This window comes from Streptomyces albireticuli, assembly GCF_002192455.1.
Lineage (GTDB): Bacteria > Actinomycetota > Actinomycetes > Streptomycetales > Streptomycetaceae > Streptomyces > Streptomyces albireticuli_B.
Genome location: NZ_CP021744.1, coordinates 4,282,002 through 4,296,844 on the forward strand (window position 1 = coordinate 4,282,002; position 14,843 = coordinate 4,296,844).

The 14,843-nt window shown below is 72.7% G+C and carries 12 protein-coding genes; 11 read left to right on the forward strand and 1 reads right to left on the reverse strand.

The features are described 5' to 3' along the window. Positions 1-165: 165 nt before the first annotated feature. The 7 genes from SMD11_RS18495 (at position 166) to SMD11_RS18525 (ending at position 10,124) form a co-directional block, all read left to right on the forward strand. On the forward strand, positions 166-1,998 hold the full coding sequence (locus tag SMD11_RS18495) for a serine/threonine-protein kinase (protein WP_087927501.1): 1,833 nt from the start codon (positions 166-168) through the stop codon (positions 1,996-1,998). A 77-nt stretch (positions 1,999-2,075) separates the two neighbouring features. Further along, a complete protein-coding gene (mqnC, locus tag SMD11_RS18500) occupies positions 2,076-3,272 on the forward strand; it encodes a cyclic dehypoxanthinyl futalosine synthase (protein ID WP_087927502.1) in 1,197 nt (398 codons plus the stop codon). A gap of 8 nt (positions 3,273-3,280) precedes the next feature. Continuing rightward, on the forward strand, positions 3,281-3,727 hold the full coding sequence (locus SMD11_RS18505; RefSeq protein ID WP_087927503.1) for an imidazolonepropionase-like domain-containing protein: 447 nt from the start codon (positions 3,281-3,283) through the stop codon (positions 3,725-3,727). A gap of 576 nt (positions 3,728-4,303) precedes the next feature. Continuing rightward, positions 4,304-5,002 carry a demethylmenaquinone methyltransferase gene (locus SMD11_RS18510; protein ID WP_087927504.1) on the forward strand — a complete coding sequence of 233 codons (699 nt, stop codon included), beginning with the start codon at positions 4,304-4,306 and terminating at the stop codon, positions 5,000-5,002. Between the two features lie 262 nt (positions 5,003-5,264). Continuing rightward, on the forward strand, positions 5,265-7,631 hold the full coding sequence (locus SMD11_RS18515) for a hypothetical protein (protein WP_087927505.1): 2,367 nt from the start codon (positions 5,265-5,267) through the stop codon (positions 7,629-7,631). A 158-nt stretch (positions 7,632-7,789) separates the two neighbouring features. Beyond that, entirely contained in the window at positions 7,790-9,073 is a 1,284-nt protein-coding gene (locus tag SMD11_RS18520; RefSeq protein ID WP_087927506.1) for a geranylgeranyl reductase family protein, read from the forward strand. A 418-nt stretch (positions 9,074-9,491) separates the two neighbouring features. After that, positions 9,492-10,124, forward strand: a complete 633-nt coding sequence (locus tag SMD11_RS18525; protein ID WP_087927507.1) for a hypothetical protein — start codon at positions 9,492-9,494, stop codon at positions 10,122-10,124. 102 nt (positions 10,125-10,226) lie between these two features. Here SMD11_RS18525 and SMD11_RS18530 read toward each other — a convergent pair whose 3' ends face one another. Next, entirely contained in the window at positions 10,227-11,078 is an 852-nt protein-coding gene (locus tag SMD11_RS18530; RefSeq protein ID WP_087927508.1) for a C40 family peptidase, read from the reverse strand. Between the two features lie 728 nt (positions 11,079-11,806). On the opposite strand from SMD11_RS18530, the gene SMD11_RS18535 reads away from it, so the two are divergent. The 4 genes from SMD11_RS18535 to SMD11_RS18550 are packed head-to-tail and all read left to right on the forward strand — an operon-like array spanning position 11,807 to position 14,829. Next, a complete protein-coding gene (locus tag SMD11_RS18535; RefSeq protein WP_058047631.1) occupies positions 11,807-12,166 on the forward strand; it encodes an NADH-quinone oxidoreductase subunit A in 360 nt (119 codons plus the stop codon). A 13-nt stretch (positions 12,167-12,179) separates the two neighbouring features. After that, positions 12,180-12,734, forward strand: a complete 555-nt coding sequence (locus SMD11_RS18540) for a NuoB/complex I 20 kDa subunit family protein (RefSeq protein ID WP_087927509.1) — start codon at positions 12,180-12,182, stop codon at positions 12,732-12,734. After that, entirely contained in the window at positions 12,731-13,507 is a 777-nt protein-coding gene (locus SMD11_RS18545; protein WP_087927510.1) for an NADH-quinone oxidoreductase subunit C, read from the forward strand. The genes SMD11_RS18540 and SMD11_RS18545 overlap by 4 nt, the downstream gene beginning before the upstream one ends. Further along, positions 13,507-14,829 (forward strand): NADH-quinone oxidoreductase subunit D, encoded by a 1,323-nt coding sequence (locus SMD11_RS18550; RefSeq protein ID WP_087927511.1) that lies wholly within the window; start codon positions 13,507-13,509, stop codon positions 14,827-14,829. Before SMD11_RS18545 ends, SMD11_RS18550 begins: the two co-directional genes overlap by 1 nt. Positions 14,830-14,843 lie beyond the last annotated feature (14 nt).

Sequence of the window (14,843 nt, forward strand, 5' to 3'; positions counted from 1 at the left end):
TCATCGCGTCGCTCCGGATGATGCTGCTGCCCCGAAGGACATGACGGTTTGTTCCGCCCTTGTGGATGGGCGAATCAGGCCCGGGGGTTCCTGGGACACCCAGTGAATTGAGTCATAGGCTGAAAATCGGGCCGGGAGGCCCCGACGGGGGAGGCGAAGGTCCCGATGCAGCCATTGCTGGCGGAAGATCCGCAGGTCATAGGCGCGTACCGGCTGCTCGGGCGGCTCGGTGCGGGCGGTATGGGGCGGGTGTACCTGGGGCGCAGCGCGGGCGGCCGTACGGTCGCCGTCAAGGTCGTGCACCCGCACTACGCCCTCGACGAGCAGTTCAGGGCGCGCTTCCGGCGCGAGGTCCAGGCCGCGCGCCGGGTGGGCGGCGCCTGGACGGCTCCGGTGCTGGACGCCGATCCGGAGGCCGCCGTGCCCTGGGTCGCCACGGGCTATGTGGCCGGGCCCTCGCTGACGGAGGCGGTCCGGGACACCGGGGCGCAGCCCGAGCCGACGGTACGGGCGCTGGGCGCGGGCCTCGCGGAGGCGCTGGCCGCGGTCCACGCGCTGGGCCTGGTGCACCGCGACGTGAAGCCGTCCAACGTCCTGCTGACCCTGGACGGCCCCCGGCTGATCGACTTCGGCATCGCGCGGGCGACGGACGCCACGGCCTCGCTCACGGCCACGGGCGCCTCGATCGGCTCGCCCGGCTACATGTCGCCCGAGCAGATCCTGGGCCAGGAGGTCACCGGCGCGGCCGACGTCTTCTCGCTGGGCGCCGTCCTGGCCTACGCGGCGTCCGGCGAGCCGCCCTTCCCCGGCGACAGCTCGGCGGCCCTGCTCTACCGCGTCGTCCACGAGCCTCCGGTGCTCGGCTCCGCCCTGACGGGCGAGCTCCGGGCCCTGGTGGAGGAGTGCCTGGCCAAGGCGCCCGGGGAGCGGCCCGCGCCGGCCGAGCTGGCAGGCCGGCTGGCCCCCGAGGGCGGGGTGCGCGGGCTCGTCCGGCACGGCTGGCTGCCGGCGCCGCTGCTGGAGCGGGTGAGCCGGCGGGCCGTGGAACTGCTGGACCTGGAGGCGCAGGGGCCGCTGCCGGGCGGGGGCGACGGGGGCGGCACCCCCGGCGGCTCCGGCGCTTCCGGCACCCCCGGCGCTACCGGTACCTCCAGCGGCTCCGGCGGCCCCGGCGCGCCCCGGGGCTTCGGGCCGCCCGACCCGTCGTACGGGAACGGGGTCGCGGACGCCGCGGCTCCGGGAGCGTCGGGCGTGGAGCCCCTCGCGGACGTGGCGGGTTTCGGACCGCCCGACCCCTCGTACGGCAAGGGGCTCGCGGACGCCGCACCGCCGGTGCCGGGCCGGCCCGGGGGCCCGGGGTCCGCCGCCGGGCCGGGCGCGCCGGGGGACGGGAAGGCGGCGGAGAAGCGCCTCGCGCTGTCCGCGACCGCGGGCGGCGGCAAGGACGGCCGGCGCAAGCTGAGCTGCACCTTCGTGGTGTCCGTGGCGGCGGCGCTGGCGGTCGCCACCACGATGGTGTTCGTCCTCGACCTGCTGCCCGGGAGCGGGGGCGACGCGAAGGAGGCGAGCCCGGGGTCGGCGGCGAGCCGGCCCTCCGCGGGTTCGTCGGACGGCGGCCTGGACGCCGACTCCCCGGCCGCCGCCGGCGTGCCCGAGGCCTTCCTCGGCACCTGGAGCGGCGAGGTCCGCCAGTCCGACGGCACCCCCAACGGCAGCCTGACCGCGGTCATCACCAGCGGCCGCAAGGGCGCCTACGTGGCCCGTACGACGTACTCCCTGCTGGGCACCCTGGAGTGCCGCAGCAAGGCCTCGCTCACCGCCGCCACCGCCACCCGGATCACCCTGGAGGAGGTCTCCGACGGCACGCCGAGCCCCCTGTGCACCGGTGACAAGGCGCGGATCACCTTCACCCTCGCCAAGGACGGCAAGCTCGCCTACGCCTCGGAGGACGTCAGGGGCGGCAGGCCCACCGCCACGCTCACCAAGGGGGGTGGCTGACCGGCCGCCCTCGGACGCCGGACGGGCCTGGCGTAGGCTGAACCGTCGTGTCAAACCCCCTCCGAAGGGACGCCCCGGTGACCGAGAACGCCGACCTCCAGTCCGTCCTCGACCGCGCCGCCGCCGGTGGCCGCATCACCCCCGAAGAGGCGCTCGACCTGTACCGGTCCGCGCCGCTGCACGCGCTGGGCAAGGCCGCCGACGCCGTGCGCCGCAAGCGCTACGCGGGTGTCGAGCACATCGCGACGTACATCATCGAGCGCAACATCAACTACACGAACTCCTGCGTCACCGCGTGCAAGTTCTGTGCCTTCTACGCCCCGCCGAAGAGCGACAAGGTCTGGACCCGTCCGCTCGACGACATCCTGCGCCGCTGCGCGGAGACCGTCGAGCTGGGCGGCACGCAGATCATGTTCCAGGGCGGTCACCACCCGGACTACGGCGTGGAGTACTACGAGGAGCACTTCTCGGCGATCAAGAAGGCGTTCCCGCAGCTCGTCATCCACTCGCTGGGCGCCTCCGAGATCGAGCACATGTCGCGGATCTCCGGCGTGAGCGCCGAGGAGGCCATCCGCCGCATCCACGCCGCCGGCCTCGACTCCTTCGCGGGCGCGGGCGCCGAGCTGCTGCCGGAGCGGCCGCGCAAGGCCATCGCGCCGCTGAAGGAGTCCGGCGAGCGCTGGCTGGAGATCATGGAGATCGCCCACAACCTGGGCGTCGAGTCGACCTCCACGATGCTGATGGGCACCGGCGAGACCAACGCCGAGCGGATCGAGCACCTGCGCATGATCCGTGACGTGCAGGACCGTACGGGCGGCTTCCGCGCCTTCATCCCGTACACCTACCAGCCCGAGAACAACCACCTCAAGGGCCGCACCCACGCGACGATCTTCGAGTACCTGCGGATGATCGCGATCGCCCGGCTGTTCCTCGACAACGTCGCCCACATCCAGGGCTCGTGGCTGACCACGGGCAAGGAGATCGGCCAGCTGTCGCTGCACTACGGCGCGGACGACCTCGGGTCGATCATGCTGGAGGAGAACGTCGTCTCCTCCGCCGGCGCCAAGCACCGCTCCAACCGGATGGAGATCATCGATCTCATCCGCAAGGCGGGCCGGGTCCCGGCGCAGCGCGCCACGACGTACGAGCACCTGCTCGTGCACGACGACCCGGCGAACGACCCGGTCGACGACCGCGTGGTGTCGCACCTGTCGTCGACGGCGATCGAGGGCGGCACGGCGCACCCCGAGCTGAAGCTCGTCAGCTCCAACTGAGGCCGGCCGTGCTGACGCTTCACGCCGCGCCCGCCGTGCGCCCGGCCTGGGACGCCGAGCCGGTCGCCGACGGCGCCGTCGCCGTCGAGGGCGACCGGATCGCGGCCGTCGGCCCGCTCGCGGAGCTGCTGGAGCGGTTCCCGGGCGCCCGGGTGCGGCGCTGGCCCGCCACGCTGGGCCCGGCGCTCGTCCACGAGGGCCCGCTGCCGGACGCGCCGAGTCCGCGCGAGCGGGTGCACGAGGTGCTGAAGCGGGGTGCCGCGGCCGTGCTGGCCGAGCACGCGGACGAGCCGGGGCTGCGGGCGGCCGCGGGCCGGGTCGGCGTGGCGGTCCTGGAGCGGCCCCGGGCGGTGGCGCTCGCCGAGGGCGGCCGGGCGGATCTGGCCGCCTTCGCGGAGGACGGCAGGTGCGTGGCCACGGTGCTGGCCGGCCGCCTGGTGCACCGCCGGGCCTGACCTTCCCCGCACTTGGCCCCCGAGCGGGCCGGGCCCTCCGTCAGTGATCCGTAAGGACGGCGTCGTCGCACGTCAGAGAGGCATTAAGAGGAGCCTCTCCTACCGCTTTCGCCCGCCAGGATGAGAACCGCGGGGACGGCCGCTTCGGCCGCCTCGCGATGCGAACCGTGGAGGACCCTGGCAACGGCTGGACGCCGGGTCGTAAGGGCGCGCACCGCCGGCCGGGGGGTCCGGGCGGGTGCCGGGGGCGGGGGTCCCCGGGACGGCGCAGTCGGCATCGTGAGGCGGCCACCCTCGGGGGGTGGGAAGCGGCCGGACCTCGTCCAAGGTCCCGGGCCGCCCCGGCGGCCGGGTGTCATCCGAGGCACCGGGCCCGGTCCGAGCGGCCGGACGCCTTCCGAGGTACCGGACCCGGTCCGAGCGGCCGGACGCCTCCGAGGCACGGGGCCCCGGTCCGAGCGGCCGGGCCTCGTCCGTAGCCCTTTCCTGTCCGGGGACCACGCGCCCGGGACACGCCCCCGGCGCCCGTGGCGCCCCCGTGCTCCCCGGAGGGGACGCCGGGTGAAGAATGGGGGAGTGACCCGAGCATCCCTGGACAAGCAGCCGCACGAAGTCGCCGCGATGTTCGACGACGTGGCGGCCAAATACGACCTGACCAACGACGTGCTGTCGCTGGGGCAGGCCCGCTCCTGGCGGAAGGCCGTCGCCCGGGCCGTCGACGCCCGGCCGGGGGAGAAGGTGCTGGACCTGGCGGCGGGCACGGGCACCTCCTCGATGCCGTTCACCGCCGCCGGCGCGTACGTCGTGCCCTGCGACTTCTCCGTGGGCATGCTGCGCGAGGGCAAGAAGCGCAACCCGTGGCTGCCGCTCACCGCCGGTGACGCGACGCGGCTCCCCTTCGCGGACGGCGTGTTCGACGCCGTCTCCATCTCCTTCGGGCTGCGCAACGTCCAGGAGACCGACGCCGCGCTGCGCGAGATGCTGCGGGTGACGAAGCCCGGCGGGCGCGTGGTGATCTGCGAGTTCAGCCAGCCGACGTGGGCGCCGTTCCGCACCGTCTACACCGAGTACCTGATGCGCGCGCTCCCGCCGGTCGCGCGGGCCGTCAGCAGCAACCCCGACGCGTACGTCTACCTCGCCGAGTCGATCCGCGCCTGGCCCGACCAGCCGGCGCTCGCCGCGCGGCTCCAGGACGCGGGCTGGTCGAAGGTCGCGTGGCGCAACCTCACCGGCGGCGTCGTCGCGCTGCACCGGGGGACCAAACTCCCCGCGTGACGCCGGGGTTCCGGGGCCCTGAAGGGATCTGAGGGAGCGCCCGGCGCCGGTCCGGACGGAGCCCCGGCGGGGCCCGGAAGGGACCGGCCGGGCTTTCGGGGCACGGGCCGCGGGTCCGTCCCCGCAGTTGTCATGGGCAGCGCGCGCCGAGTCGATACGATCATGCCCCCCGCCGCACGACACTGCCCGAGCCCCGGAGCACCCTATGCCGTCGTCCTGTCCTGCCTGTGGTGTCGCGTCCACCGCGGACGCGCGCTTCTGTATGAAGTGCGGGCACGAACTCGCGCAACCGGCCGCGGCCGCCGCACCGGCGGCCCCGGCGATGCCCGCCGGTCCGCCCAGACCTGATCAGCCACCCGTACCGGGCGGCCCCCCGCCCTTCGCCCCGGGGCACGCGCCGGGCGCGCCGGTCCCGCCCGGTGCCGCCGCGCTCTTCCTGCGGCGCGCCTTCGGCGGCGGCTGGGCCGGCTCGGCGAAGGCCGTGCTGTGGCCCACCGGGCTGCTGCTCGTCCTCGCGCTCCTCGCGTCGCTGCCCGACCCCGACGCCTACGCGGAGGTGGGGCTGCACACCTGGGGCGACCGCTTCCAGAGCGCGCTCGCCGTGCTGATGCAGGGCCTCGGCGGCACCCTCGACTTCGAGACGAAGCGCGGCGGCGGGCTCGTCACCCTCTTCATCCGGGGCAACGGCTCGGTGTCCGTATGGCCCTTGACGGTGACGCTGCTGTGGGCGGGGGCCCTGGCCGTCGGCGCGCGCCGGCTGCGCCGCACCCGTCCGCCGGGCGCCGCCGGCGGCCCGGAGGACACCCTGCGGATCGCGCTGCTGAGCGCGGTGGCGGTGCTCGTGCTCGGCCTCGTCGGTCAGCCCGACCTCGACGGCCTGTCGGTCTCCACGACCCCTGTCCTCGCCACCCTGGTCAGCTGCGTGCTGGCGGGCGCGGTGAGCGGCGCGGTGCTGTGCCGCGACCAGCTCGTCGCGCGCCTGGGCGCCGGCGCGCAGATGGCCGTGAGGGCGTTCGGCACGGCCATGCGCGCCCTCGGTCTGTCGGCGGCCCTGGGCGGCCTCGTGATGTTCGTCGTCCTCGCGGCGCACTCCGACGAGGGCGCGGGCTGGGCCGTGGCGCCCTCGCTGCTGTTCCTGGCCAACATGGGCCTGATGGCGCTCGGTCTGGCCTGGGGCGCGGACCTGGAGGGCAGCGCGACCGAGCGCGGTACCCGGGAGGCCGGGAGCTTCGGCCTCTCCGACCTCGGGCACGCCGCCGGCGGCTGGGCACAGGCCGGCGCGCTGGCCGGGGGCGCGGCCTGCGCCCTGATCCTGGCCGTGCTGATGGCGCGGCGCTCCGCGGACCGGCGCGAACAGGCGCTGGCCGGCGGCTTCTTCGTCGCCGCCTTCTGGCTGCTGTCCTTCGTCGCCGGCTTCTCGATGAAGATGTCCGCGGGCACCACGTTCGGCTTCGGCCGCACCCGCTCGATGGACCTGGAGTACGGCGCGGACCAGGGCGAGCTGCTGCTCTTCGGGCTCCTGTGGACGGCCGGCGCGGTGCTGGTGGCCGCGTTCCTCCTCCGTACGAACCGGCCCGCGGGGCCCGGCGGGTTCGCCGGTCTCGCGCCGGGGCTCGCGCCCGGCTTCTCCGTACCGCCGATGCCGCAGTCCGTCCCGGGCGCGCCGGCGGCCGTCCCCGGCGCCCCGGCGGCGCCCCCGCTGCCCGTCACGCCCCCCGCGCCGCCGGCGCCCTTCGCGCCTCCCACGGCCGCCACGCCCGTCACGCCCGCGGCGGCCCCGAACCCCGCCGCGGCTCCCGTACCGCCGGCGCTGCACCGCTCCGGTCCCGGCACCGGCTTCACCACGCTGCCGACGGCACCGCCCGCCTCCGGCCGTTCCCTCAAGTGGGTGGCGATAGCCCTGGCCGCCTTCCTGGTCGGCGGGTCGGTGGCCGGTGGCGTGCTGCTGACCCGGGACAAGGGCGGCAAGCACGACAACGCGGCCACGCGGGAGGATCAGCCGGAGCTCGACCCGGCGCCCTTCGAGGCGCCGCCGTCGCCCGCGCCCTCCGCCTCGCCGCTCCCGTCCCCTTCGGCGAGCCCGTCCGCGTCGCCCTCGGCGAGCCCTTCGGAGAGCGCGTCGGCGAGTCCCTCCGAGAGCGCCTCCGCCACCCCCTCCGGCTCCCCTTCCGGACCGGTCACGCTTCCGGGCGGCTTCGAGAAGGTCAGCGACCCGCTCGGCTTCAGCATGGCCGTCCCGGAGGCCTGGCGCCGTGACGACAAGGGCGGCGGCCAGATCGACTACGCGTCCCCCAACGAGGACGCGTTCCTCCGGGTGGGCGTGCTCAAGGACAGCGGGCAGAGCTCGTACGACCACTTCGGCGAGCTGGAGAAGACCGTAAGGAAGAAGCCGGGCTACAAGCGGGTCGCCCTGGAGAAGAACACCTTCAACGGCCGCCCCGGCGCCCGCTGGGAGTTCACCTGGACCGAGAAGGGCACCGGCCGCACGATGCACGCCGTCGACCAGGCGTACGTGACGGAGTCCGGTACGGAGTACGCGGTGTTCTTCCAGGGCTACGACGACGGCTGGTCCGGTGGCAGGAAGGTCTTCGACGCGGCCCTGGAGCACTGGTCCGTCGACCACGAGTGAACCGCCGCCGGGGCACGGCCGGGCCGTGCCCCGGGCCGGGGGCGCGTACGGCTTGGGCGACCCTTCTCTCCCCGCCGTACCCGCCCCCATAGACTTCTCATGTCCGGTGCCCGGCCTGACCGGCGCACGCACACCGCCGAGCTACGGGAGTCCCCACCGTGACCGAGTCCCCTACCGAACACAGCGCAGATGTGATCGTCGTCGGGGCCGGCCCGGCCGGCTCCACCACCGCCTATTACCTGGCGAAGGCGGGCCTGGACGTCCTGCTCCTGGAGAAGACGTCGTTCCCCCGCGAGAAGGTGTGCGGCGACGGCCTGACGCCGCGCGCCACCAAGCAGCTCGTCGCGATGGGGATCGACATCTCCGAGGAGGCGGGCTGGCTGCGCAACAAGGGCCTGCGCATCATCGGCGGCGGCGTCCGCCTCCAGCTCGACTGGCCGGAGCTCGCCTCCTTCCCGGACTACGGACTCGTCCGCAAGCGTGACGACTTCGACGAGCAGCTGGCCCGGAACGCCGAGAAGGCCGGCGCGCGGCTGTACGAGCGCTGCAACGTGGGCGCGCCCGTCATCGACGACCGCACGGGCCGCGTCACGGGCGTCCACGCCAGGCTCGGCGAGGAGAAGACCCCGGTCACCTTCCACGCTCCGCTCGTCGTGGCAGCCGACGGCAACTCCACCCGCCTGTCGCTCGCCATGGGCCTGCACCGGCGCGACGACCGCCCGATGGGCGTCGCCGTGCGCACGTACTTCACCTCGCCGCGCCACGACGACGACTACCTGGAGTCGTGGCTGGAGCTGTGGGACCGGCGCGGCCCGCAGGACCGGCTGCTGCCCGGCTACGGCTGGATCTTCGGCATGGGCGACGGCACGAGCAACGTCGGCCTCGGTGTCCTCAACACCTCCGACTCCTTCAAGGAGCTGGACTGGCGCGAGGTCCTCAAGGCCTGGTGCGCCTCCATGCCGGAGGACTGGGGCTACACCCCGGAGAACATGACCGGCCCGATCCGCGGCGCGGCCCTGCCGATGGCCTTCAACCGTCAGCCGCACTACACGCGCGGGCTGTTGCTCGTCGGAGACGCGGGCGGCCTGGTCAACCCCTTCAACGGCGAGGGCATCGCGTACGCCATGGAGTCCGGGCAGATCGCCGCGGACGTCATCACCCAGGCGCACGCCCGCGCCTCGTACGCCCAGCGTGAGCTGGCCCTCCAGCGCTACCCGAAGATCCTCAAGGACACCTACGGCGGCTACTACACGCTCGGCCGCGCCTTCGTGAAGCTCATCGGCAACCCGAAGATCATGAAGCTGGCGACCGAGCGCGGTCTGACGCACCCCCTGCTGATGAAGTTCTCGCTGAAGATGCTGGCCAACCTGACCGACCCGACGGGCGGCGACGCGATGGACCGCATCATCAACGGGCTGAGCAAGGTCGCCCCGCGGTCCTGAAAGCGCAGGTCGGACGGCATCCGGCCGGGCCGTCGGGATGATTCGGCAAGAGATTCACCCATTCGGGTAACTTTCATGCCGTTTCGGCGTGTTGGCTTTACGGAAGTAAACGAGCAGAGCCCGCTCCCGCTCGGGGCGGTTCCCTCGTGACGCGAAGGGAATCGCGCCCCTCGCGGGCGCCGCCGGACCCCCTGTCCGTCCGACTGGAGAGGAGACCGTTTGCACAGCGAACACCCGGCGGCGGGCAGCCGCCACATATCCCCGCCCGTCGTGCGAACAGCCCCCGCACGGCGGGCGGTTCCCTGCCCGGGTTCACCCCTTTGTGTGGCGTATGCGGCGCTTTGAGGCCGTGGGTTCAGGGGAGGCTCCGGGGGCGGCCGGGCCTCGTCGGCTCCGGGCCGCGTCCGGGGAGCCGACGGTGAAGGGGCCGGTAGCCGTGCTGTACGCCAGGAGAGACGCCGCACGACCCGTCCGGCCGGCCGTCCGGCGCGCCGCCCTCGTGGCGGCGCCCGCGCTGACGGTGCTGCTGGCCCTGGCGGGCGCCCCGCCGGCGGCTCCGGCGAGGGCGGGCGGCCCGACCGTCTGCACCGTCGACGGCGTCCTCCGGCCGGGGCCCGACGTCGTGGGCACCGCGTCCGCCGACCGGATCGAGTGCTCCTCGGTGGCGGCGGGGCATTCCGTCGAGGGGCTCGGCGGCGCCGACACCCTTGTGCTCAGCGGGCCCGTGGAGGGCGATGTCCGGGGCGGGCCGGGTGACGACGGCCTGCTGGCCCTGCCGGGCGCCGGACAGGCGCCGCGCGCCGGTCTCCACGGCGACGAAGGGAACGACACCATCCGGATCGCGGACGGTGTCGAGGTGTCAGGGCTGGTCGAGGGCGGCGAGGGGGACGACAGGATCGTCGTCCGCGGCACCGTCACCGCGTCCGGCCAGCTCTTCGGCGACGAGGGCGACGACGACATCCACGTCCACAACAACCAGGGCTTCGCCGACGCCCGGCCCGGCGTGCGAGACCTCTGCGTCGCCGACATGGGCAACCCCTGCCCGCGCTGACGGGCCGCCGGGTGCCGCCGGGCGCGGGGGAGCCGGACACGCCGAAGGCCGCCGTTCCGAGCGGTGGGAGCGGCGGCCTTCGGTGTTGCCGGTGCGGGCGGGTCACATGACGCGGACGGCACCCGTGGGCGGGGAGTAGCTGAGGTCGCGCTCGACCACGCCGGTGCTGGGGTTCTGCGCGCCGATGAACTTGCCGCCGCCGATGTAGACGCCGACGTGGTACGCGCTGCCCGCGGAGCCCCAGTAGAGGATGTCGCCGACCTGGAGGTTGCTCAGCGACACCTGGGTGCCGGCGGTCGACTGGTCCTGCGAGACGCGCGGGAGGTCGATGCCGATCTGGTTGTACGCGGCCATGACCAGGCCGGAGCAGTCGTACGAGGACGGGCCGGTGGAGCCCATCACATAGGCCTTGCCGACCTGCGCCTGGAGGAAGGAGACCAGCGTCGCGGAGCTGCCGGAACCGGTCGTCGACTTCGAGCCGGTCGAGGTGGAGGCGGCCTCGGCGGCGTCCTCGGAGGTGTTCGAGGCGGACTTGACGCTGAGGTTCTTGCGCTCGGTGGCGCGGGTGGCGCGGGCCTGCTCGGCGTCGCGCTTCTCCTGGGCCTCGGCGGCCTTCTTCTCGGCCTCGGCCTTGCGGTCCGCTTCCTGCTTCGCCTTCTTGGCGGCGGTGCGGGCCGTGTCGGCCGCCTTGTCCTGCTCCGCGCGAACCGTGTAGTCGAAGGCGGTCTGCTGGGTGGCCACCGCGCTCTGCGCGATGGAGGTGGCCAGGGTCGCGTTGACCGCCGGCATCTCCATGGTCGACTCGACGGGCTTCTCGGCGGCGGTGGCGGAACCGGCACCCGCCACGGCCAGCGTGCTGAGGACGCCACCGGCGACACCAGTGCGGACGACCCACGACTGGGTGGCCGTACGACGGGGCTTCCGGTGGCTGGTTATCTGCGCATTGGGGGACATGGAACAACGGACTACCAGTCCGCGCAGGTTGAGTTCAACAAAAGTGACGTGCGCCACAATTGGCATGTGCGTGCCGAGAATTCGGGCATTTGATCACGGGGACGTCACGGTCCCGACCGGGCCGCCGATCGTCAACAGGCGCCTCAGCACGGCGTTTGGCCGCCGAAAGGGATCACTGGCCGCTCTATCACTCATGCGGCTCACATGTCGAGGCTACCCACGGAATCCGTCCTCCGAACCTCTTCCCGCGTGGCGCAGCTCACGCCCCGCCCGTCCCTGGAGCGCGCTCGTGAACCGGATCGCGAACCGGTGCCCGGGGGTGGCCGACGGCTGTCGCCGACTCACCGGACGGCCATCCTTTATCACTTGACGGACCGTGAGGCGAATTTGTGTGCACGCGCCATCTCTTGATAAAGCCGCACGCCCCCGACCTGCATCAGAGCCCCGGAATGTCACCTCTGGTGATCACTCGGGCGCTTCGCGTACGAAGATCGCCGCTCATCCGACTTGATGATCGTTCGTCAGGTGGTGGAGATCACAAACACGGTGGCGTACCCCGTGTCGCAGATCACAGGCCGACGGGCATAGGATGCGTGCGACCCGGGCTTGTGAACTGCCTCACATATGGGTGATCTTCGCGACGATCGCCCGCGAGCTCCCAGAGGGCGGTGCGCCCGCCGGGGTCCCGTAAGCCGGCAGTCAGCGTCGACTGGAAGGAGCGAGGAGCGGTGAACGCCTACGCGCCCATCCTCGTACTGGGAGCCCTCGGGGCAGGCTTCGCGATCTTCTCCGTGGTCATGGCCTCGCTCATCGGGCCCAAGAGGTACAACCGCGCCAAGCTCGAGGCCTACGAGTGCGGCATCGAGCCCACCCCGCAGCCCGCCGGTGGCGGGCGCTTCCCGATCAAGTACTACCTGACGGCGATGCTCTTCATCGTCTTCGACATCGAGATCGTCTTCCTCTACCCCTGGGCCGTCACCTTCGACGCCCTGGGGCTCTTCGGGCTCGTGGAGATGCTGCTCTTCGTGCTCACCGTCTTCGTCGCCTACGCCTACGTCTGGCGCCGCGGCGGCCTGGAATGGGACTAGGGGGCACCACGCAATGGGACTCGAAGAGAAGCTGCCGAGCGGCTTCGCGCTGACCACCGTCGAGCAGGCCGCCGGCTGGGTGCGCAAGTCCTCCGTCTTCCCGGCCACGTTCGGACTGGCCTGCTGCGCCATCGAGATGATGACGACCGGCGCGGGCCGCTACGACCTGGCCCGCTTCGGCATGGAGGTCTTCCGCGGCTCGCCGCGGCAGGCCGATCTGATGATCGTGGCGGGCCGGGTCAGCCAGAAGATGGCGCCCGTGCTGCGGCAGGTCTACGACCAGATGCCCAACCCCAAATGGGTCATCTCCATGGGCGTCTGCGCCTCCAGCGGAGGAATGTTCAACAACTACGCGATCGTCCAGGGCGTCGACCACATCGTGCCGGTCGACATCTATCTCCCCGGCTGCCCGCCGCGCCCCGAGATGCTGATGGACGCGATCCTGAAGCTGCACAGCAAGATCCAGGGCGAGAAGCTCGGCGTGAACCGCGAGGAGGCGGCCCGCGAGGCCGAGCAGGCGGCCCTGACGGCGCGGCCCCTGATCGAGATGAAGGGCCTGCTGCGGTGAGCGACCCCAAGAGCACCCCGAACGGCACCCCCGGGAACACCCCCGGCCGGAACGGCGTGAACCCCGACAAGGACGTCAACGCCCAGAACCTCCCCGGCCAGCGTGGCGACCAGGGCGAGGCCGTCCGTGTCCAGCACGGCATGTTCGGCGCCCGCAACGGCGGCGACACCTCCGGCTACGGCGGCCTCGTCCGGACCGTACGGCTGCCGGGCGAGACCTCCCGCCCGTACGGCGGCTGGTTCGACGAGGTGGCCGACGAGCTGGAGGGCGCCCTGGAGGAACAGGGCATCGTCCCCGAGAACGCCGTCGAGAAGACCGTCGTCGACCGCGGTGAACTCACCTTCCACATCGCCCGCGAGCACCTCCAGATCGTCGCCCGCACCCTCCGCGACGACCCGGCGCTCCGCTTCGAGCTGTGCACGGGCGTCAGCGGGGTGCACTTCCCCGGGGACAAGGGCCGTGAGCTGCACGCCGTCTACCACCTGCGCTCCCTCACCCACAACAGGCTGATCAGGCTGGAGGTCGCGGTCCCCGACGCCGACCCGCACCTGCCGTCGGTCGTCGACGTCTATCCGACCAACGACTGGCACGAGCGCGAGACGTACGACTTCTTCGGCATCGTCTTCGACGGCCACCCGGCACTGACGCGGATCATGATGCCGGACGACTGGCAGGGCTTCCCGCAGCGCAAGGACTACCCCCTCGGCGGCATCCCCGTCGAATACAAGGGCGCCCAGATCCCGGCTCCGGACCAGCGGAGGTCGTACACCTGATGAGCACATCCCATGCGAGCCCCCGCGACACCACCGAGGGCACCGTCTACACCGTCACCGGCGGCGACTGGGACGAGATCGCGTCCGCGGCCCGGCGGGCCGACGACGAGCGGATCGTCGTCAACATGGGCCCGCAGCACCCCTCCACGCACGGCGTGCTCCGGCTCATCCTGGAGATCGACGGCGAGACCGTCACCGAGGCCCGCTGCGGCATCGGCTATCTCCACACCGGCATCGAGAAGAACCTCGAATACCGCAACTGGACGCAGGGCACCACCTTCGTCACGCGGATGGACTACCTCACCTCGTTCTACAACGAGACGGCGTACTGCCTGGGCGTGGAGAAACTGCTCGGCATCGAGGAGCAGATCCCCGACCGGGCCACGGTCGTCCGCGTGATGCTGATGGAGCTGAACCGTCTCTCCTCCCATCTGGTCTGCATCGCCACCGGCGGGATGGAGCTCGGCGCCACCACGATCATGATCTACGGCTTCCGGGACCGCGAGATGATCCTGGACCTCTACGAGCTGATCACCGGCCTGCGGATGAACCACGCGTACATCCGGCCCGGCGGGCTCGCCCAGGACCTGCCGCCGGGCGCGGTGGACGCGGTGCGCGAGTTCGTGAAGAAGATGCGCCGCAACCTCCCCGAGTACGACAAGCTCGCCACCGGCAACCCGATCTTCAAGGGCCGGATGCAGGACGTCGGGTACCTCGACCTCGCCGGCTGCCTCTCGCTCGGCGCCACCGGGCCCGTCCTGCGCGCCGCCGGCCTCCCGCACGACCTGCGCAAGGCCCAGCCCTACTGCGGCTACGACACCTACGAGTTCGACGTCCCGACCGCCGACAGCTGCGACGCCTACGGGCGGTTCCTCATCCGCCTGGAGGAGATGCGGCAGTCCCTGCGGATCGTCGAGCAGTGCCTGGACCGGCTGGCACCCGGGCCGGTCATGGTGGCCGACAAGAAGATCGCCTGGCCCGCGCAGCTGGCCCTGGGGCCGGACGGGCTCGGCAATTCCCTCGACCACATCAAGAAGATCATGGGCACCTCCATGGAGGCCCTGATCCACCACTTCAAGCTGGTGACGGAGGGCTTCCGGGTGCCGCCCGGCCAGGCCTACGCGGCGGTGGAGTCGCCCAAGGGCGAGCTGGGCGTGCACGTCGTCAGCGACGGCGGCACCCGCCCGTACCGGGTCCACTTCCGCGACCCGTCCTTCACCAACCTCCAGGCCATGGCGGCGATGTGCGAGGGCGGCCAGGTCGCCGACGTCATCGTGGCGGTGGCGTCCATCGACCCCGTGATGGGAGGCGTCGACCGGTGAGTGACGTCCAGCTG